Source organism: Aliivibrio salmonicida LFI1238 (assembly GCF_000196495.1).
GTDB lineage: Bacteria > Pseudomonadota > Gammaproteobacteria > Enterobacterales > Vibrionaceae > Aliivibrio > Aliivibrio salmonicida.
Genome location: NC_011311.1, coordinates 1 through 18,317, shown reverse-complemented (window position 1 = coordinate 18,317; position 18,317 = coordinate 1). Strand labels below are relative to the sequence as shown.

General features: G+C 49.0%; 20 protein-coding genes. All 20 read right to left on the bottom strand.

Going from position 1 to position 18,317, the window contains the following annotated elements; all coding sequences use genetic code 11:
- Positions 1–3: 3 nt before the first annotated feature.
- Entirely contained in the window at positions 4–501 is a 498-nt protein-coding gene (locus VSAL_RS21815; RefSeq protein ID WP_012548857.1) for a hypothetical protein, read from the bottom strand.
- A 98-nt stretch (positions 502–599) separates the two neighbouring features.
- A complete protein-coding gene (traG, locus tag VSAL_RS21810; protein WP_012548856.1) occupies positions 600–3,395 on the bottom strand; it encodes a conjugal transfer mating-pair stabilization protein TraG in 2,796 nt (931 codons plus the stop codon).
- Complete coding sequence (locus VSAL_RS21805; protein ID WP_012548855.1) at positions 3,392–4,777, bottom strand: conjugal transfer protein TraH; 1,386 nt, start codon at positions 4,775–4,777, stop codon at positions 3,392–3,394. The genes traG and VSAL_RS21805 overlap by 4 nt, the downstream gene beginning before the upstream one ends.
- The gene (gene trbB, locus VSAL_RS21800; protein WP_012548854.1) at positions 4,774–5,199 is read right to left on the bottom strand and encodes a type-F conjugative transfer system pilin assembly thiol-disulfide isomerase TrbB; all 426 of its coding nucleotides are present in this window, start codon (positions 5,197–5,199) and stop codon (positions 4,774–4,776) included. Before trbB ends, VSAL_RS21805 begins: the two co-directional genes overlap by 4 nt.
- A 69-nt stretch (positions 5,200–5,268) precedes the next feature.
- Positions 5,269–5,988: a hypothetical protein gene (locus tag VSAL_RS21795; protein WP_044583684.1), complete on the bottom strand. Its 720-nt coding sequence runs from the start codon at positions 5,986–5,988 to the stop codon at positions 5,269–5,271.
- Between the two features lie 37 nt (positions 5,989–6,025).
- A complete protein-coding gene (gene traF, locus VSAL_RS21790; RefSeq protein ID WP_012548852.1) occupies positions 6,026–6,769 on the bottom strand; it encodes a type-F conjugative transfer system pilin assembly protein TraF in 744 nt (247 codons plus the stop codon).
- Between the two features lie 9 nt (positions 6,770–6,778).
- On the bottom strand, positions 6,779–8,497 hold the full coding sequence (gene traN / locus VSAL_RS21785) for a type-F conjugative transfer system mating-pair stabilization protein TraN (RefSeq protein WP_012548851.1): 1,719 nt from the start codon (positions 8,495–8,497) through the stop codon (positions 6,779–6,781).
- A gap of 3 nt (positions 8,498–8,500) precedes the next feature.
- Positions 8,501–9,199: a type-F conjugative transfer system pilin assembly protein TrbC gene (trbC, locus tag VSAL_RS21780; protein WP_044583683.1), complete on the bottom strand. Its 699-nt coding sequence runs from the start codon at positions 9,197–9,199 to the stop codon at positions 8,501–8,503.
- Positions 9,196–9,561, bottom strand: a complete 366-nt coding sequence (locus tag VSAL_RS23485) for a hypothetical protein (RefSeq protein ID WP_044583682.1) — start codon at positions 9,559–9,561, stop codon at positions 9,196–9,198. The genes trbC and VSAL_RS23485 overlap by 4 nt, the downstream gene beginning before the upstream one ends.
- A gap of 20 nt (positions 9,562–9,581) precedes the next feature.
- Positions 9,582–10,586: a conjugal transfer pilus assembly protein TraU gene (gene traU, locus VSAL_RS21770; RefSeq protein WP_012548849.1), complete on the bottom strand. Its 1,005-nt coding sequence runs from the start codon at positions 10,584–10,586 to the stop codon at positions 9,582–9,584.
- Between the two features lie 12 nt (positions 10,587–10,598).
- Entirely contained in the window at positions 10,599–11,255 is a 657-nt protein-coding gene (gene traW, locus VSAL_RS21765; RefSeq protein WP_012548848.1) for a type-F conjugative transfer system protein TraW, read from the bottom strand.
- Positions 11,252–11,599, bottom strand: a complete 348-nt coding sequence (gene trbI, locus VSAL_RS21760; RefSeq protein ID WP_012548847.1) for a type-F conjugative transfer system protein TrbI — start codon at positions 11,597–11,599, stop codon at positions 11,252–11,254. The genes traW and trbI overlap by 4 nt, the downstream gene beginning before the upstream one ends.
- Positions 11,596–14,127: a type IV secretion system protein TraC gene (traC, locus tag VSAL_RS21755; RefSeq protein ID WP_012548846.1), complete on the bottom strand. Its 2,532-nt coding sequence runs from the start codon at positions 14,125–14,127 to the stop codon at positions 11,596–11,598. Before traC ends, trbI begins: the two co-directional genes overlap by 4 nt.
- Positions 14,128–14,136: 9 nt before the next feature.
- Positions 14,137–14,538 (bottom strand): type IV conjugative transfer system lipoprotein TraV, encoded by a 402-nt coding sequence (gene traV / locus VSAL_RS21750; RefSeq protein ID WP_012548845.1) that lies wholly within the window; start codon positions 14,536–14,538, stop codon positions 14,137–14,139.
- Between the two features lie 12 nt (positions 14,539–14,550).
- Positions 14,551–15,981, bottom strand: coding sequence for a TrbI/VirB10 family protein (locus tag VSAL_RS21745; protein WP_012548844.1), 1,431 nt, complete (start codon positions 15,979–15,981; stop codon positions 14,551–14,553).
- Entirely contained in the window at positions 15,971–16,726 is a 756-nt protein-coding gene (gene traK / locus VSAL_RS21740; protein ID WP_012548843.1) for a type-F conjugative transfer system secretin TraK, read from the bottom strand. Before traK ends, VSAL_RS21745 begins: the two co-directional genes overlap by 11 nt.
- Entirely contained in the window at positions 16,723–17,283 is a 561-nt protein-coding gene (traE, locus tag VSAL_RS21735; protein WP_012548842.1) for a type IV conjugative transfer system protein TraE, read from the bottom strand. Before traE ends, traK begins: the two co-directional genes overlap by 4 nt.
- Positions 17,283–17,585 (bottom strand): type IV conjugative transfer system protein TraL, encoded by a 303-nt coding sequence (gene traL / locus VSAL_RS21730; protein WP_012548841.1) that lies wholly within the window; start codon positions 17,583–17,585, stop codon positions 17,283–17,285. Before traL ends, traE begins: the two co-directional genes overlap by 1 nt.
- A 28-nt stretch (positions 17,586–17,613) precedes the next feature.
- Positions 17,614–17,895 carry a type IV conjugative transfer system pilin TraA gene (traA, locus tag VSAL_RS21725; RefSeq protein ID WP_012548840.1) on the bottom strand — a complete coding sequence of 94 codons (282 nt, stop codon included), beginning with the start codon at positions 17,893–17,895 and terminating at the stop codon, positions 17,614–17,616.
- 141 nt (positions 17,896–18,036) lie between these two features.
- Positions 18,037–18,207, bottom strand: coding sequence for a TraY domain-containing protein (locus tag VSAL_RS21720; protein WP_012548839.1), 171 nt, complete (start codon positions 18,205–18,207; stop codon positions 18,037–18,039).
- Positions 18,208–18,317 lie beyond the last annotated feature (110 nt).

The window sequence follows — 18,317 nt, the reverse complement described above, 5'->3', positions numbered from 1 at the left end:
CCTTTAGTATTTGTATCCTGGTATGCGCCCTAGTGGGACGCCTTCGCAGCGATATTGAAGTTGTAATCCATAAGCAAGGGCATCACTGGATGGTGAGTATATGCCGTTGCTTTTGAATCTCTCAGGGTAGGTGTCATAGACCCATTGAATGATCTCTGGCACCGGATTTTCACCATTAAGCCCATTTAGTAACGAAGGGCGGGCGCAAAACCACGTTAGCCCTAGTGTTTTCTTCTCCATGAATTGATTGACAGAAAAGGCTTCTTGAAGCCCGAGTAAAAAGGCGTCGAGTTTGGCTTTTTCTGGAGTGCCAACGTCATTAATGTGCTTCACAAAAAAATACATTTTTCTGACGTCGGCTTGATCTTCTGCCCTCATTTTAGCGACTCGTTCTTTTCTTAATTCCGAGCCTGATTTCCATGTTTTTGATAACGTTTGCTCTGTTGCATGAGCGGTGTTGATAAAAAATAAACTTGTCAATAATAAGTAAGAGTAGCGCATGATTTTATTCCTTTTTTTAATAAATACCTGATCATAATACCAGTATTTTATTGCTCAAAAAATAAACAATTCACCACTCTGGATCTTGGCTCACACTTTTACTTTTCTTTATTAAAAGAGGAGTAATAATGGTAGCCATCCTCTGTGTTTATGGGCTTTATTTGTGATTCATTGGTGTGCGTTTCAGGTTGTACTGGACTGCTTGGCTCTCGTTTTTCTAGTGGATTAATGTGAGCACGAGTGTCCTCTTGTTGTGAGAGGGTGTCGTTTTTGATGTCATCAAATCGCGTCTTATCAAATAGATCGTCACTTTGTTTGGTAAACGCCATTCGGTCGGTGTTTTGGGTGAAGTAGCTGACGGTTTTCATTTCGTGTGCATCTCGGCGGTTGGTTTGATGCGCGTTGAAGGCCAAAGGCTCGTTGGTGTTGTTCATTGTTGTGGGCAGATTGACGCCCGCCAGTGCGAACACGTCGTTTTTAAAGTCGTCACTTTCTTGGTATTTATTCCACATTTCTTGACGGGCGGCGATGGCGCCTTCACTCGTGCTCGTGAGGATAGATGGAGCATTTCGACTGTCTTCTTTTTCAACAAATTTTTGAAAACTCGGCATTAAGTTTTCTTTCAAGCTGATCCCGCTTTGCTCTATGTTCGACATGGCCGTGGACAGGTTTTGGCTTTCGGCTTGACTTTGAGACACGTTGTTGACGAGTCCTTCGGATTGATTCCAGTTGCTTGTGAAGCTTTGTACGTATTGGTCTAGCTCTGAATTGACGGCTTTGTTGTCAATTTGAGAAGAGGCCGAGAGGATGTCGTTCGCCCCTTCGCTGTATTGGCTCATGGCACTTTGCACTTGACCAATGCGCTCACTGCTCATGTTGGAGAAGGTTTCACGGTCTTCGTCGGTGATGCGGTAACTGCCTTCCAGTCCTGCGGTGAGGCTGCCGCTCGCGCCAGTTAGTGCTTTGAGGGCGGCTGGGGTACTTAGACTGCCTTCGCCTCTGGCGTAAATGCTGCCACTGGTGCTTTGCAAGAACGCATTGGATTTGTCTTTGCTCCAACCCATTTCATTGCTGAGGGTGTCACTGGCGGAATCCATGCGTTGAGTGCCTTGGCTTATCTGTGTGGCGGCGCCGGTGTTGTAGCCTTCGCCGTAACTTTTTTGCTCACTCATGTTGTTTGACCAATGACTTTGCAGTGCCATGCCGCTCTGAATGTTTTCATTGAGTTGACTGCTGTAGCTTTGGGTGTTGTTCACCGCGGTTTGGTAGTTGTCATTCAACGACTGTTGCACGTCTTGATTTGAGCCCACATTCCAGTGCAAGTTCGACACGGCTTCGCCCGTGTTGTAGACCGATTGGCCGGACGCCAGTTGAGTGTAGGTGGAGCCGTCCGCTTGTTGGGTACTTTGTTGCCCCGCCATGCGCTCAAGCAAGTTGGTGTCGTGTTTGTTGGCACTCTGATTGGCCCATGAGCGGTTGTCTACCTGCATGTTGCCAAGGTTGACGTCCCCACTGGCGGCGGCCGCTGAGGTTCTTGAGTTAGTGCTGTTTATCATGCCCGCCATTTGGTAGTTGAGGCTCGACATGACCGCCGAGCCGCCTTTTAAGATGGCGCCTGCAATCAAAGGAACGGACATCATTAAGTAGCCAGAGAGCAACGCAAAGCGGGTGTGCATTTCATCCAGGGCGCTTTCATTGCTTAGGGTAATGCCATTAAAGCTGTCGGTAATGCCTTCGGTGGTGTAAGAGAGTGCCGATATCATGATGTAATTTAAAATCGCGAATAAGGCGGGCCAAATGCCGAGCACAATAAAGGTTTTTACGTAGTTGGTGAGCACCATGACGGTTAAGCTTGGAATGAGGGCGGCCACGGCCACAAACAGACTGACACAACTAAACAAAATAAATAAGGTTGTGTGCAGCAACGGCATGTATTCCTTGGCTTGAAGGGCTATCCCTGCCCACATGGAGGTGGTTTGCATTTTGTTTTGGGTGTAGGCGTAATTGAGCGCCGAGGCGGTGGCGTTCATCTCTAGGGTGCCGTTTCTAATGGCGTTCATGGTCATGTTTTGGCGCATGATTTTTGACGCGTTGGTGCTGATGTTGTTGTAGCGCTGATAGCTGCTCGACAGGCTGGTGTTTAAAAAACTGGCGTTCGCGCTGGCGCGTTTGCCATACAGATAGCTGCCAAGGTAGGTGATGTCTTTGTTGGCCGCTTGGTTCATTTTGGCTTTGATGAGCGGGTACGCGTCTTTACAGGTGTAATAATTTCCACGGCCAAAGAAGACGCCGCGAAGCGGTGACATACTTTTTGTGTCCAAAAAGTCCCAAATGTCATTGGCCGCATACAGTTCATCCCACGTGTATTTTTTGTTGATGAGAATGTCCCCAACAAGGCAGTTGTGGAAGTAATCACTCCAGTAGCCTTTGAGTTCAACCTCTCTGATGTTGCTTTGACGAGAGAGCTGATACAGCCTTGAGCCAAACATCATGCCGGTTTTTCCGTAGCGTTCATCCCCAGGTTGTGAGAGTACCGCTTCGATGGTCTCGGTCATGCCGTGCATGAGCGAGCTGGCAAACCACGTCGGTATCGCGGTGATGTAAGGCACGTTTGAGACGCTTCTGACCGCGTTTGGCTCGGTCAAATCAATCACCTGCATGTCGGTTTTCATGTTGATGAGAAACATGGGCACGATGAAATACACCGCCGCCCACTTGTAGATGCTGGCGGGGTTTCGGCTGATGAAGAAGGTCATTAAGGTCGCAACCACAGAAAACATAAGGCTGATGGACACCAAACTGCCAAAGGTGGGCGTTGCAAAAAAGGTGGCGATGGCATTCAGGACGTCACGGGCGGTGCCGCCGTTGCTGTAGACGTAGTATTCGAGGGTCATGATTTGTCTCCAAAGTAGAGGTTATTTCGGGTTTTACTGCTCAATGCGGCGTCCATTTGGGCTTTTCTGACCTTAGCATTGGCGATCATTTCTTCTTGAGCGATGAGGGCGCGAGTGGCTTTTTCATCGAGCTCGCTGATGAATCGTTTGGCGTTGGAGATGTCGTCACTGATGAGGGCAATGTCACTCTTGTCGTTTTGGGTGTTAGAGAGTGAGTATTGGGTCACGTTCAGCATGTTATTGAGGTACTTACTTAAGAGATTAATCGCAATGACTCGGGCGTATTTATCAAGCAGAGACGTGCTTACTGTCCCTTCGCCTTGGGCGTATTCTTTTAAGAAACTGAGCATAGGAATGTCGGTGTATTCTAAAAAGGCGGTGTGCTGTTGAGTTAAAGGGCGGTCATTCATGAGCGATTGATTCATCTCATTAAGCAGTGCGTATATTTTGCTTTGCATGGCACTGCCGCTTGAAATGGACGTGTTTTTACGGCGAAGGGACAAACAGGCTTTGGCGGCGGTGTTGTCACAGTCATAGCCTGAAATGGTGCCGCCATTCAATAGAGCGTCCACCAGATTGTTGTTGCCATCAAGCAGTGATGGGTAGTAAGTCGGTTGACCGTTGGCGTTATACACGTAGGTGCCAGAGAGCGTCATTAAAAACTCGGCAAGCTCCGTATCACTGGAGAGAAAACTGTTTTTCATGATGGCTGACCACACGATGTTGTGTGAGGTTTTGGTGATGTCTTCCAATTCTGGTGTGTTACGGGCATTCACGAGTTGGCTCGGGGTTCTTCCACCGACGCCACACTCTTGTTTGGCCGCGACCCAATCGGCGAAGGCGTTATTTTGTGTGCCCATGGTGGCGCAGACGTGCTGTTTGGCTTGAGGCAGCGCAAAGCTTGCCAATCCGCCCACGGCGGCTTGAGCCGTTTCACACGAATTGATGGACTGATTGACCCATTTGTCGGCAATGCTTTGCAAGTTATCACGGATTTGTTTGATTTGAGGTGCCCAGGTTTGCAGCGCCAAATCAACGGCGAATGGGGTTGCGTTGGCAACCACCGATTTACCGAACTGAACCAATTGGTCTGAGCTGATGTGAGAAAAGCCGCCCATGAACGCATCGATGCCGTTGCAACCGGCTTTAATGGAGGGCACCGTCATCGTGGCCAGTTGAGCGTTTTGAATTTTGGTGCGAACAAACAGGCTGCCGCCGTTGTAATAGTTGGCACTTTGGCCTTTAAAGGCGCTTGGGTTGCTGACATTGGCGTGATAGCCAAGCTCGTCAAAAAATCCCCCAAGGGAGTGATTGACGTTGGCGGACACTGAAAAGGAAAGCACCAAACAGAGCGGCAATAAGTGAGGGCGTGTCTTTTTCATTGCAACGCCTCCATCACTTGATTGTCCGCGAGAATATTATCGAAGGTGGTTTGTAAATCGGCGCCTGACACCGCGCCAATGCTGACTTTGACGAACTTTTGGGTGTTGACGTTAATTAAGAACGTGGCGGGCACCGTCATGCTGCGTGGGTTAGCAAAAAAGAGCGTGCTTATCTCAGGGGTTGCTGGCATGGGCACATCAAAATTGGGAATGCCTTTGCCATCAAGAGAGAAAGCGTAAGTGAACAAGTTATTTTGTTGCGTAAATTGCGTCAGCGTTGGCGCAAACTGATGGCAATACGGGCAATCACTGCGAAAGAAAAAGACCATGGCGTATTGATTTTCCATTGGCGGGGGTTGTGCCAAGCTCTGTGGTGACATCAATAAAGCAAAGGCGAGCAGTAGGGCATTAATGGACTTCATGAGCTATTATCCTTTTTATATTGTCGTTTTTTGTCTGTGAGGTGTATTTTGTTTACTGTTAGAAATCTGTTAATTCTTATTACTTTTTGTTTCATTCTTTATTTCATTTTTTCGGGTACTACTTTTGATTGGGAATGCGCCCCAAAGGATCTTCTTTGCCCTAAATCTAAGGCGGCAATACTTTGATGGGTTTGTTGGTATGGTGTTTTTTTGACGAGCCGCTTGTTGTTCCTTAAACGCAACGCAAAGCAGTAGGGAAAACAAGATGAGTGCCGTGGTGTTGAAGGAGTAATGCATGATCTCTATCCCTTGATGTAAATCGCTTAATGACAGCGCGCTGAGTGCATCAAATGAGAAGGTGGTTCGAGCGTATAGCCACAGTAAAAAAAACGTGATTTGAAGTGACACTGCGATGAACACGACGACAAAGGTACGCTCGATGTAGCGTGATACGATAGCGAAGAGTTCGGCTTTGGTTCGTTTGCTTTTGTTTTCTGGTTTTCTCAGAAAACAAAATAAGCCCACAGAGAAGTAGCAGAAAGAAATAAGCAGAAGGATAAGGGTGTAAGACCATGATATGTCCCACGTTACCCCTAGTCCTTGGTGCCACTTTTGTAATGAGAAGGCGTTGAGCTCGTTAGCGGCCTCCAGCGTATCCGTACTTAATAAGAACCTGCCTATCCGAGAGACAAAGAGCGTAATTTGGATTGAAACTACGATGAACCCCGCCATAAAGGCACGTTCGATGACGTGTAAAACGCCTGCAAGTGTGATTGATGCTATTTTCATGAGTGATGCTCCTTGGTTGTCATTGGTTGGTTGTTCATTAAAAATCAGGGCTGTTGTAATGGGTGGCCACGTTGTAAAAACGCCCCAATAATTGGTCTTGTGAAATAAATCCATACGCCAACGGCTTAATGGTTTTTGTGTTGGGGTTCACAAGCAGCAGCGCGGGCAAATACGCCACGTTCAGGGTGTTGTCGTCCATTCTGTTTTCTCTGATGCTCTCTAGTGTGGTGCCGTCTTTGCTTATCCCTAGCACCTCAATGCCATGGGTGGTCGCAAATTGCTGAATGCTTGGCGCGAGGGTTTGGCTTAACGTGTCTTTGCCTTCATACACAAAGAAAAATCCCCATCCCTCAGCGGCCATTTGTTTAATGGTGTGCACTTTTTTCTCGCGCTCCAGCTCTAAATACGTGCTTCGTGCCGCTTGCTCTACGGGTCTGTCTTTGGTGTAAGACAGCTCAGGGTGACTCAATAAGACTTCTTTAAAGGTCATGCCAAATTGAGAGGATTGATTGGACACGTATTGATTGAGTCGCATCGCTTTTTCTACTTTTTGGTTGTTGCTTGGGTCAATCGTGGCGGCGGCTTGCGCTTCTTGGTGTTGCTCTTTAAACCACGTTAATTGTGCGCGGGCACTTAAGGTGCGAGTCACCGTGTTTGGCTTTGTGATGGGCGCCGGTGCCTTAGCGTCTTGGGTTGGCTCGTTATACCATCGCCATCCGTTAGGCGCAGCCAATACACCGGTACTGACGAAAAAGGCGATCATTGCGATGCATCGATTCATGGGCGCTCCTTAATTCACGTTGTTTTGTAAGCGAGATTGGATCTCGTTTTGGCTTGGTAAGGCCATGTTGTCGTTCATGTCCCCGTAAAAATCGGAAAAATCCAAGTGTTCAAAATTAATCTGTTGCAGTTGCTCAGGCGTGATGGGGTTGCACGTTGGGTCTTTGGCCGAGCCATTGCTGAGGCCCAGTTGATGTCGCGTGCCTTGCTCTTGGATTATTCGCGCCAACTTGCTGTCATAAACGCAGTAACTGCGTTTTTTTCTGGTGCAGACGCCGAGGATTTTTTTCGCGCAATATTGACCGACATAAATCGTGAGCTTGCCTTCTTTGGCTTTGCCTAGCGCTTCCTCTTCTGGACTGCAACTCATGCCAAGGCTTTGTCCCCAGCCTGAATCTTTGCAGCAGTCATTGATCCCCGCGGCTTTTTTCTCACACTTCATGGCGGTGCCTTTGAACATGGTCGGTGGCTCACCCAAGTCTTCGGCGGCGGCGGAAATGGCCGCAAGGGCAGAGACGGAGGTGTGAAAGTCATCGCTTTGGGTCGGCGTGGCGTCGTAGCAATCGCCATCGAGACAAAAACTGGTTTCACCGCACTGCAATGTGTTGGCTTGACAGGATTTTTCTTGGCATGATTTGGTCAGGGTTTCTTCAACGCAGACGCCTTGCTGCATCAGGCTGCATGTTTTACTGACGTTGGTGCACTCGCTGAGGGCGTCACACGTATTGGTGGTTTGGCATTGGTACGTGGTCTCGTACTTCCAGCAAGGAAGGCTGACGCGAATGCCATCAATGATTTTTGTTTTACTTCCTTCGACACAGACGTTGTTGGTTGATTGGCATTCTGAAATCAGACCTGTTGGTCTGCTTTTTGGCCACGTCACGATTTTTTTTGAACAATGATCGCCCGTTAAGGTGTAACCCGAAGGGCAGTGCGCCGTGGCGCTACGGCTTTTGGTGACTGAGCCACAGATTTGATATTCTTGAACCTTGCAGCGTGAGGTGTTGTATTTCTTTTTACTCCCACCTTGGGAGAATCCATTACGATTGACTTCCTTTCCATTCCATCGATAAGACATCCCTTCACTAAAGCACCATTCTCGACTTTTTCGTGTCGTTTTTGTGACGAGATTTTGTCGATCGTATCGGCATTGACGCTCAGTATAAACACAGCGATTTCCTTGCAGTCTTGTCCCTGACGGACAAGAGTAGGTGGAGATTGGTCGAATATCAGTCACTAATGTTGGGGTTTGGACATAAATGAGAGGCGTATTGGTCGGGGCTTTACAGGTTTTTTGTACATTAATGAGCGAGCAAAGGGTGCCAGAGGTGCAGTCCACAAACGGATTGGACAGGCCATGGCTTATTTCATACGCGTTCTCTTGCGCCAAGAGTGCAAATTCGTACGTTGGATCGTTTTCTACACTTGGACGCCCTTTTGAAAACCCGTCATTAATGGCTTGAGCCCCTTCGTTGGTGAGATACTGCGCTTGGGCTTTGCTCTCTAATTCACTGCTGCTTAACTGCGTTTGCTGTGGGGCGTGCAGTTGAGTTTTACAGGTGGCGTCGTTGCAGTAGTCTTCTGGTGTTAATGCAAATTCGCTCTTGGCTTGGGTGCTTGTGGTTGCGCCTTTTGCCCAGTTTAGGTGGGCATTGAACGTGGCCTCTTGCCCTGCAAGGGCAAGAGGAGAGAGTACCAGGATAAGAAGCAGCGAGAGAGAGAGGTTCATAGATTACTCCGTGCGAGCCTGTGCGGTGATGGCGTTTTCTTTTGCGTCGCCTTTTGAGAGGATACTCAGCGCGTCCCCCATGGAAATGTTGCCATAGAGCACATCAAAATCCTCGGCACGGCATGGGCCCTTTTGGGTGCATTTCCCTTCTTTTATCGAAATAAAGGCGGGCACTTGAGTGATGTTAAATTGAGTAAACCACTGTGGGTTGATGGCAATGCCACTGTTGATGGGGTGTTTTTTATGGTCTTTGGTCAGTAAGTGATTAATGCGAGCGACGGTGGCGCTAAAGCCCTCTGGCAATACGCCACGAATAATCAAAGGAATTTGATACTGCTCACTTTGAATGAGCAATTGTTGCAAGGCAATGTCCGGCATTGAGAGTGACACCAGCGCAATAATGCCCGTAGGGTTGGCGTTTGGGTTGGTGGTTGGCTCTGGAAAGTAGAGTCCTTCGGATAAAGCGTCGGTGGTGATGCGTTGGTTCACCTGTTGTGACATGGCCAGAATTTTGTCACGCATGGCGTGGCTGCTCTCTATGGCGCGGTCCACTTCGTAACCAATAAGAGGGCTGGTTGTGTTCAGGGCGTCATTTTCACGCTGCTGTAGGGCGCGCAATTGTTCGTTACTGTAGCCATCATTGCTGTGGGCGGTGAATGAGCTCAGCGTGACGATAACGAGCGCTGATGAGAGTCGTCTCATTTTTTTTCTCCTTGAGTTTTCGCTCTGAGGTGGGGAGTGACATAAGCCGACGTGACTATCATCATCCACATTGCCGCGCCGTAGAAAATGGCGTCAAATAGGCTGTTTTGCTCGCGCACATAAAACAGACCACCTGCGATGAGTGGCACTAGATGACACGTGTTAATTAACACGTTCCCTAGTAAGCTCGGTGTTTGTTGTCTTGGGATAAAGCTGAACGCATAGACGATGACGGTGCCTACCCCCCATCCAATCCATTGTGGCCTGTCACTTATTGATGCTATTAATAGTAGAGTAATGACTGCCGAGCAATAAAGTACGGTCAGCTCGTTATGCCAGGTTGAGTTTATTGATGTTTTCATCCTTTTTTCCTTCTCTTTTCTTATAAGAAAACGCAGTTGCGTTTGCGCCAGTTCATGAAGCCAAAGTTATCGCCAGTGGTCGGGTTGTCGTGCCCTGATTCCCAGATGGCGGTTGTGGTCGTGTATGGATGGCACCATTGGGCGTCAGGGATAGGCGCCGTCATTTGGTAGCGATAACGTGATTTTGGCAATATCGGCTCTGGCCATTGGTAACAAATGGCGCCGATTTCCCCGCGGGTTTCCCACACAATCCCTTGTCTGTGCAATTTGTAGTTCAATCGCTCCATAATGAGGGTGGCCGCTTGGATTGGGGTGTCTCGATAATTGGTGGTTCCGGTTAATGGATAGGCACTGCCTTGCGAGCCAAGGCACCAAAACAGCGCATCCAATGGCAGCGCCAGATTGCTGGTGGTTAAGATGGCCTCTGGCACGCACGCCAGTTGCGCAATGGGATTGCCAAACAATATCGCTTCAGGATTGAGCACAAACGCGAGCTCATCGTCGTCCCAGGTCGGGTCCACTTCGGTCATGTAGGCGACATCGAAGGTGTCGGTGGCCATGCACGCAGTGGATTGCATGATTTGCAGCCAATAGATGATGGGGTATTTGTACCAATGGGCGTGATAGAACCCGCCGTCGCTGCTGTCGTTGTCACGACTGGTGACTCGTCCGCCAATTTCTGGTTGATTGGCGCCGCCAAGTTCCATGCCCATGTTGACCATGCAGTAGGGAATGCGGGTGACATCCACCAAGGAATACGGCTCCCAATAACCAATGTTCAAACCAATCTGCACATACACGGGCGGGGGCTTGGGGCAGTAGGAGATGGGAATGCTTGGGTTGTTGGTATCAGGGTACGCGGATGGAATGACCGGGACTTTTCCTATGGTCATAGGAAAAAGACAAGACCAACAAATGTCACTGATGGGATTGATGAAGTGGCCACTGCACGTTGCCCCCATCGCTAACGCTCTTTGAGGTAAACACAACACACTGATGAAAAGGATAAATACCGACAGTTTCATGACTTTCCCCTGTTATCGAGGTTGATGTGAGACATCAACCTCTTGAATTTGCCATTGCGTCCCCACCTGCATAACCACTGAGGGGGTGTTTTTGAGTTTGAGTGCGCGTGTCAGTGTGCCTTTTTGGTCAAAGTAGACTCGAGTGTTCAGTGCAAGGGCGCTCTTATTGATACTCCCATTGATTAGTATCCACTTGATGGGTTTGTTAGTGCGGTATTGCTTGGCCCACGCAAGTTGCTTTTCATCATCGCCATCAATGAAGACAAGGGTTTTACTGAACTCAAACGCGGGGTACTCGCCGTTTGGCCAGGTGGTGCTGTCAAACGGGTTAATCTCCATTCCTTTGGCGAACAAAAGACGGCCCTGGGCGTCCATGACGTCTTTGCCTAATCGCAGCGTGGGATTTACCGTAAACGTCGTGGGCTCGGTGGTTGTGCCAAGCCCCAGAACCGGTGTTGGTCGCTCGACTTGTTTTTTTACCGCCTGTTTCATGTCGTTTTTCATGATGTCCATTTGGCCGTTGGCTTCAAAGCGTTGTAGGCGCTGCTCTATCCAGAGCAACATGTCGATTTCCCCAATGGGGAAAATGGCACCGGCAACGCCCATGGATTTCGCGTGAAGAGACGGACTTAAAAGCACAAGGGTGAGCAATAGGATTGACGGTTTCATCCTTGGCCCCTTTGTTGGTACTGCTCAATGATGTGTTGTTGCAATACGGTGGTGATGTCGTCGGCGCCCGCAACCACGGCGGGTGTGGTTAGAATGAGCACGTTGTGCTCTTGACTGTATTGCGCGGTGGCACGCTCTAGGGCTTGAGCAAAGTGCGTTAAGTACGCTTGATGCTCAGCTTGTGTGACGCCTTTCTCGATAAGTTGGTGCTGAAATTGCGTCAGAGTGCGTTTGACATCAAACACCGCCACGCTTGGGCGGGTGATGAGGGTCAATACCGACACGGACAGACTGACAAGGCACGCCCCAATCAGAAGCCACTGGGTGTAAGGGATTTTTTTCATTGTTTTGCTCCTTGAAGCATCGCATCAAATTTTTGCATTTCATCGCCATAGAAGTGTTCAGCGGTTTGCTCAATGGCGTCCATGAGTTCAGTGCCGTTGCTCATTAGGGTTTCACAAAACTCAAATTCATTGGGCTCAGTGGAGAGGCACGCACGGGTAAAGGGATCGGTAAAGAGCCGATGAAACGACGCGTGGCCACCGGCTTTTATCATCGCGCAGCTGTAGCCTGCGACGCCTGACTTCTCAAACCCTTTGACGACTTGTTGCTCATAAGGGCTGAACGTATCAGGGTTGTCTTGCAGAAAGCTTGTGAACCCTTCGCCTTGGCGTAGGGTGATGTGAATGTCGGAGTTGTTGTAACAGGCCATGGCTTCGGCGTTGGCAAAGAAGTCCGTAATGCCTTGGGTCACGGTGCAAAACGAGCCGCCAAACTTTCGAGCGGTGCGATAACCGGTATTAATGAACTCACGGGCTTGCGCGTTGGCGCCAGAGAGCAGTGACCAGGCTTCTTCAATGATGCACAGTTTTGGGGTTGAGCGAGAGCCGGTTAAATACATTTGCTGGTTGATGGAGACCATCAACGCAAAGATGGCCGGACGAAGCACCGCCTCTGGAAATCCGTCTAGCTCAAGGGTCGTGATGTGAATGTTAGGGTTTAGCATGGAGGGTTTGTTAAACGTGTCCCCATAAACGTTATTGCTGCAATACTTGTTGAGTTGCGTGGCAATGTCACTGATGCGTCGGTCGTTGTCGCTCTCTGTTGAGATAGCAAACAAAGCGGCTTGAACGTCATCCACACGGGTGAGAGGGCCTTTGTCGTTCCACGCGTTCAAAATCGCGTCCCCAAGGACGGCGGTTTGAAAGGGATCCAATTCTTCACGTGGAGACGCCATCGTGGCAAACAGGGCGGTGATGTTGTCGAGCACTTCGGCAAGGGGATTTAACTCGTCGTCTACCGACGCCTCGTGCTCACTTTTGGCTTTGATTTTTCCAAGGTGGGTAAAGGGATTCAGAAATATCTCTTTTGAGGTCATGTAGGTGCCCTCAAGCATGAGGGTCAGTTTTTTGTAGCTGGCGCCTTTGTCCAATATCCACACTTTCCCAAACTTGGAGTAGACCGATTTGGCGAGCAGTTGAACAAAAAAGGATTTTCCGGCCCCAGAGCCGCCCGTTAAGGCGATGTTGTAGTTGTCGCTGCCACAATTAAACGGGTCGAAAAAGGAAATCTGTTGGCGCATGGTGGGCAGCAGCATTCCGCCACTGAAGTTTTTGTTGTCATGAATGATGGGGAAGAAGTTCACGGCATTGGAGCTTTTCATGGTGCGAATGCGCCCTGCGCGTTTGCTGTCTTTCCAAAAGCCTTCGCTCATCATAAAAGGAAGGGAAGAGAGATAGGCGTGACCTTGCAACATATTGAGGGGCGCGATATCAATGCCGCCGCTTGAAAACGCACTGACGGCGGCTTGGCTGTCGTCGCGTTGCTTCTCTTTGGAACTAAAGAGGCTGAGGTTCATGACCATTGACACCATGGTGAACTCTTTAGAGAGCAGCCCGAGCTGTATTTGTTTTCGCTCGGCCAGTTCGTCTTTGGCCGTCGGGACCAACACTTGCATTTTTGAGCCCACGGTTTTCATGAGGGCGCTGATGTGCCCGTCGTTATCCGCCGTGGCTTTGCCGTTGTCTTCAATTTGAAATTGGACGCTACAGGTAAACGGACAGTTGATGCTTTGCGCCACATTTTTTAACGAAGAGAAGCATTCTGGCAACGCGTAAAGGCGAAAATCGCTGGGCAGTCTGAGTAACCCAAAGTTGATGACTCGACTGGTTTGCTCACCGTGCTTATTGTCCGTGTGGCGGCTGTCCACGTGGCCTCTTGAGACTAAAAACTCACTGTCAGGTGAGAGCATTTGCGTATGCAACGGCTCGTGCTCATTGTATGTTGCCTTTTCTGGGCGAGTTTTGTTGGCATTAAAATTTAAATGGCCATCGACGTACGAGATTAATTCAGGAACGCCAATCGGGGTCAGTGTCAGGCCAAGTTGCGTCAATGAGGTGTAAAGCGTCGCCTTGGTGTCATTGATTTTATCAATGTCACGGCTTGTGGTTGAGACAAACAAAAAGCTGTGGTGCTCACGCAGCGTGAAGTGGTGTTTTTGGCGATGCAAAAACCCAGAGGTTGACGCGAAATCGGCGTAGGTGCGCTCATTGTTGGCCAATCGTGCACAAATGCCGCCACGTTTGCTCATTAAGGCGGTGTTTTGCTCAATCAGGTGCGAGACCTGATGGTTGGAGGTTAGGGTGAATTGGTAATCCCATTGTTTGCCTTGAGGCAAGGTGGTTAGGATTTTGTTTAACGCTTCAATGGCACTGTCATTGGCGCCGCCAAGGACGTTGAGTTGAAACCCAAAGCCAATGGATGTGGTGTTGTGAAAGAGCGTGTGCTCATCATCAAAAAAGCGATAAGGCAATTGATGATGAAGGTGGTTGTGCTCCGTTTTACTGTGTTTTTTCAGTAACGTTAGGCTCATGGTATTCCCTTAATCTTTTTTGATGGCTTGAGGCAGGCGACCTTGCCATTGACTGTCACTGAGAATGAAATAGATGTCAGTGGTATCAATGAAGTGACCGTGCTCATTGGTGAAGGGGAAAATGGTGATTTTTTTTACTTTATCTTCGCTTCTGGTTGGTTGCCCCTCGCGAGTCCGTCTTGGTAAAGCAAGAAACTCTGACGAGGGGGCTTGTAAGGTGGCGGTGGTGCGGTTTTTGTTGTTGTGTTGCTCATAGGCACTCATGTTGGCGCGAATGTCGCCCATGGTGGCGCAGCCTGAAACGCCGCCCACTTCATTGCAACTGAATTCTTCGTTCATGCCCGCCGCGCAGCCGCTGAGGGCAAGGAGAGCAACAAGGAGCAGTATCGTATGCTTGACAGTATAGTTCATTGTGGGCCTTCTTTATCGTGAGCCAAAATCGGTCAGTGGCGCGGTTTGGGCGCCCATGGCGGCCTTTACCCCTTGAGGTAATTGATTGGCCAGTGGGTTGTTGGTGATGACATCGAGCAGTTGATTGTTGCCGGACCTACTTTCTTGGACTTGCTGTTTGGCTTCGTACTTCTCAATACCGAGCGCGTCCAACGGAAAACCTTCTAAAAAAACAATGTTCACGACATTGCCAGGGTTTAATTCGACAATCGGGTGGTAGAGCTCGGCCAGTTGAATGTAGTAATCCGAGAGCTTAGCGCCCACAGAGGCGGTGGCATTGCCCAACAAATTTAAGGCCGCGTCCGAGCCGTTCAGACTGGAGGTCGAGCCAAGGGCGGACACGGACGTTGTGGAAGACAAGGCTTTGCCTGTCTCGCCAATGCCCGTCAAAATGCCTGAGAGTCCCGCCATTTGAACGATTTTCCCATTGCGTAAAATGGTGGTGCCTCGAATGCCGTTGCGACCAAAATTAAACACCGTGCCTTTCACCGCCAAATCGATGATTTCGCCGTCATCAAAAATGCAGCTCATGCGATTGGTGCGCACTATCCCGCGACTGGATGATATTTCGCCATAGCTTGAGCCGGTGATGGTGCAGTCCTTAAGGCGTGATGATTGCCCATTGGGCAATATTCCGGCATTAATGGTTTGAAATACCATCGGCACCGTGTCTCCTTGGCCAAGCACTCCTGCATTGACGTCTGCGCCGCCCGTCACCAAGGCGGTGACAAAGGTGCCCGTCGGAACGTAATTCAGAATGGTGCGCTTGGGTTTCTCCTCCTCGGAGAGCGCCCAATTAAACTCGTAGCTGTCAATGCCGGTGGTATCAAAGATGGGCGCATCCGCGCTCTGATAAGAAAACTCAGGGGCGTTGGGGTTGTGCTTGCTGCTTGGAATGGCGCGAGGCGGTAATGACTTATCACCAAAGGCGACGGACAGGTCCGTCTCCTGAGCGGGCGCTTCTTTTTTTTGCAACACCATTTCAGCGCGTTGGCGCTCAAAGGTCGCCTGCATCTTGTCTTTAAAGCGAGCAAAGCTCTCTTCTTGTAAGTTCACGGTGTTGTCCAGTTTGGCGTTGACGCGATTGACTTCATTTTTTAGTGCCGCAATGGTGCGCTCTTGGGTGTGAAGGGTGTCTTGCTGCGCACTGAGTGCCGATTGATTGTCGGCACTGATAAAGTCGTCTTCAATGATGGCGCCAAAGTCCACCGGAGGACGCTCTATCGGTGGGGGCGTTGATGGTCGAGTGACGGTGTAACCGACACCACCCAGGGTGCTAAGGGTAACAAGAATGACCAGTGTAATGATGCCGTTGCGTTTGATGCTGCGCTCATTAATCAAGCAGCCTTGCTCAAAACTGCCCGTGGCGTCGTTGGTGCTTTTTTTAAGCCATTTATTGAGCATGGTTGCCGCCTCCTGTCACGATGTACAGCGTCATGTCTTCATTGGGTAACAAGGTGTCTTTGGTGATGGCCGCACTTCGGGTTGAGTAACTATAGAACTGGGAAGTGCTTAAGGTTACTTGTCCTGATGATTGATTGAGTACACGGTAAATGATGCCTGAGTACTCTTTTCCCACAAACACCGTTTGGGGAATGATGGCCAGGGGGTTGGTGTCTTTGGGTAACGTGCTCGGGTCTACGTGATGCAAAGAGAAGCCGTCAATCAAAAACCCGCGCTCACTCCAGAGCATCATGCTTTTTGTGAATTGGGTTAAGGCCGTTGGGTAATCAAAGTCACGGGTGAACACACTTTTTTCTTGGCGTGTATTGGCGGTGCCAATAAACTCAGAGACCAGCGCGGGTATCGCCCGTGGGGTAATGAACAGCGTAAAGTTACGGCCGTTCTTGGTGGTCACTTGCGCGGTGAACGGCAAGGCAATGTTGAGTCGCAACGTAATGGAGCCTGACGCGTCCTGTTTGTTGCCTTTACTGGTGCAAAACCCCGTCGGGCAATCCAAACCAATGATTTTATCGTCTCGAACCACGAGACGATTGATGTTCAATGACGACAGGACAATCGGCACCGTGTCATTGTCGTTAAAGGGGTAGGTGTTTGAGGGAAGGTTTTTTGCCCTGCCTTCAAAAGAAAGAAAAGAGAGCAGCACCGCTGCAATCATGACAAGAGGTTGGCTAGGGTTTTTCTTCATGATTGAGCCTCCTTTTTGATGCTGCTAAAGGTTAACGTGCCTTGTTCGTATTTCAGGTAAATCAAATACGAACAAGACACTGGAGTCAGTGCTCTGTCACCCACGGATTTATTCAATACCCCGTGAACGTTAACAATGAGCGAGTCCATCGCGACCTCGACTCTGGAGACAGAGAAGGTGCTCGATAGATTGGATTTTTTAATAAGGACGGATTCTCTGACCAGTTGCGGTTGCACACTAGACCAGGCGTCGGCGTTGGCGTAATCCAACAGCTGCGAGAATTGGCGCTCCACGTTCGCGGGAGTGACGTTGAGTTTTAAATACAGAATGTACTCGGCCATTTGACTGGCGTAACTCTCATCGATGGTGCCATCTGAGACGGTGAAGGCTTTTGATATTGACGGTGGCACGAGCGTACGGCTTTTGTTGTTTGCCAGAGATAAAAGACCCAAAGCAAGGGTAATGCTGACCACAAGTGAAAGCACAAAGCCAATAAGCAGCAGCTTATTGAGGGCTTTTGATAGGGCGATGAAATCAATCTTATTGGAGTTCAGCATTAGAATATCCAGTATCGTTTGTTGGCGGATGGTGTGCGAGTAAACAGGTGTTGATTGACGTGCGTGGAGCCGTACCAGTGCAGAGCAAGAGGAATGATGTTGTCCCCGTACTTGGTTTTAATTATGCGCAGACCGGCAAACCAGACAACGCCAATCACCAACCCGATGAGTTGATGCTTGGCGATAAAGAAAACAGCAAATAACAGTAGGGCGGGAAGAACCTCACTCTGGGGTAACCCGACAATGGTTTTTCCTTTGTTTAGGTGTTTTGGGATGGCGTAGAACAAATGAGGATCTTCCATGAGACGTCCTTTTTTTAAATGAAGGGGATTAGAGCCCGACCATTGGGGCGACAACGCTCCAAAAAATCATCCCAACGGCAAAGCCGCCGATGGCGCCTATCCAGTTTTTGGTGATGAAGCCGGTTAATGCCGCGCCGACGGCACCGGCAGAGAGAATGGCGGTTTCGACGGTGGAGTCGGTGCCAACGGTGTCTTTAATGGCGGTTTTGCCACTGGCAAACATATCGGCGGCCAGGGCGGGTTGAGTGGCGAGCAGTACACTGGTGCCAGTCAGAAGGAGGTTGCGTGGTGTTATCCATTTTTTCATCATGTTAATTATCCTTGATGTTTTTATTGAGTTAAATGTGATTTTTGGGTGTAAAAATCCCTACGCTATGCGTATGGTATTTTTAAGTATTAAACTGGATCTATTATTGAATTAAGTTTTAGATCTATTTATTCAAGCTAAAATTTATTTCTTTTGTACCTCCCAAGAATCTTGGTGCTGAAAGCGCAAAAGGTGATCTTTTAATCGTGCAGCAGCTTCATTACGCTTTGTTCTGCCACTCGTTTCCTTTGATATATTCAATAGGTGATTACACTTTTGGTCCATGACTATATTTACTGAGGTTTCTTTTTTCATGACATTTCTCACTTAAGTAAAATGAAGTAATCAAGTTCATTTTTAATACTTACTATTTTGGTCTCTTATAAAAAAAAGAATAGAGTACAATTGTACTCAATATAAGAAAG

Coding starts and splice junctions, on each gene's coding strand:
- VSAL_RS21815 (WP_012548857.1), bottom strand. CDS start 501: ATGCGCTACTCTTACTTATTATTGACAAGTTTATTTTTTATCAACACC.
- traG (WP_012548856.1), bottom strand. CDS start 3,395: ATGACCCTCGAATACTACGTCTACAGCAACGGCGGCACCGCCCGTGAC.
- VSAL_RS21805 (WP_012548855.1), bottom strand. CDS start 4,777: ATGAAAAAGACACGCCCTCACTTATTGCCGCTCTGTTTGGTGCTTTCC.
- trbB (WP_012548854.1), bottom strand. CDS start 5,199: ATGAAGTCCATTAATGCCCTACTGCTCGCCTTTGCTTTATTGATGTCA.
- VSAL_RS21795 (WP_044583684.1), bottom strand. CDS start 5,988: ATGAAAATAGCATCAATCACACTTGCAGGCGTTTTACACGTCATCGAA.
- traF (WP_012548852.1), bottom strand. CDS start 6,769: ATGAATCGATGCATCGCAATGATCGCCTTTTTCGTCAGTACCGGTGTA.
- traN (WP_012548851.1), bottom strand. CDS start 8,497: ATGAACCTCTCTCTCTCGCTGCTTCTTATCCTGGTACTCTCTCCTCTT.
- trbC (WP_044583683.1), bottom strand. CDS start 9,199: ATGAGACGACTCTCATCAGCGCTCGTTATCGTCACGCTGAGCTCATTC.
- VSAL_RS23485 (WP_044583682.1), bottom strand. CDS start 9,561: ATGAAAACATCAATAAACTCAACCTGGCATAACGAGCTGACCGTACTT.
- traU (WP_012548849.1), bottom strand. CDS start 10,586: ATGAAACTGTCGGTATTTATCCTTTTCATCAGTGTGTTGTGTTTACCT.
- traW (WP_012548848.1), bottom strand. CDS start 11,255: ATGAAACCGTCAATCCTATTGCTCACCCTTGTGCTTTTAAGTCCGTCT.
- trbI (WP_012548847.1), bottom strand. CDS start 11,599: ATGAAAAAAATCCCTTACACCCAGTGGCTTCTGATTGGGGCGTGCCTT.
- traC (WP_012548846.1), bottom strand. CDS start 14,127: ATGAGCCTAACGTTACTGAAAAAACACAGTAAAACGGAGCACAACCAC.
- traV (WP_012548845.1), bottom strand. CDS start 14,538: ATGAACTATACTGTCAAGCATACGATACTGCTCCTTGTTGCTCTCCTT.
- VSAL_RS21745 (WP_012548844.1), bottom strand. CDS start 15,981: ATGCTCAATAAATGGCTTAAAAAAAGCACCAACGACGCCACGGGCAGT.
- traK (WP_012548843.1), bottom strand. CDS start 16,726: ATGAAGAAAAACCCTAGCCAACCTCTTGTCATGATTGCAGCGGTGCTG.
- traE (WP_012548842.1), bottom strand. CDS start 17,283: ATGCTGAACTCCAATAAGATTGATTTCATCGCCCTATCAAAAGCCCTC.
- traL (WP_012548841.1), bottom strand. CDS start 17,585: ATGGAAGATCCTCATTTGTTCTACGCCATCCCAAAACACCTAAACAAA.
- traA (WP_012548840.1), bottom strand. CDS start 17,895: ATGATGAAAAAATGGATAACACCACGCAACCTCCTTCTGACTGGCACC.
- VSAL_RS21720 (WP_012548839.1), bottom strand. CDS start 18,207: ATGAAAAAAGAAACCTCAGTAAATATAGTCATGGACCAAAAGTGTAAT.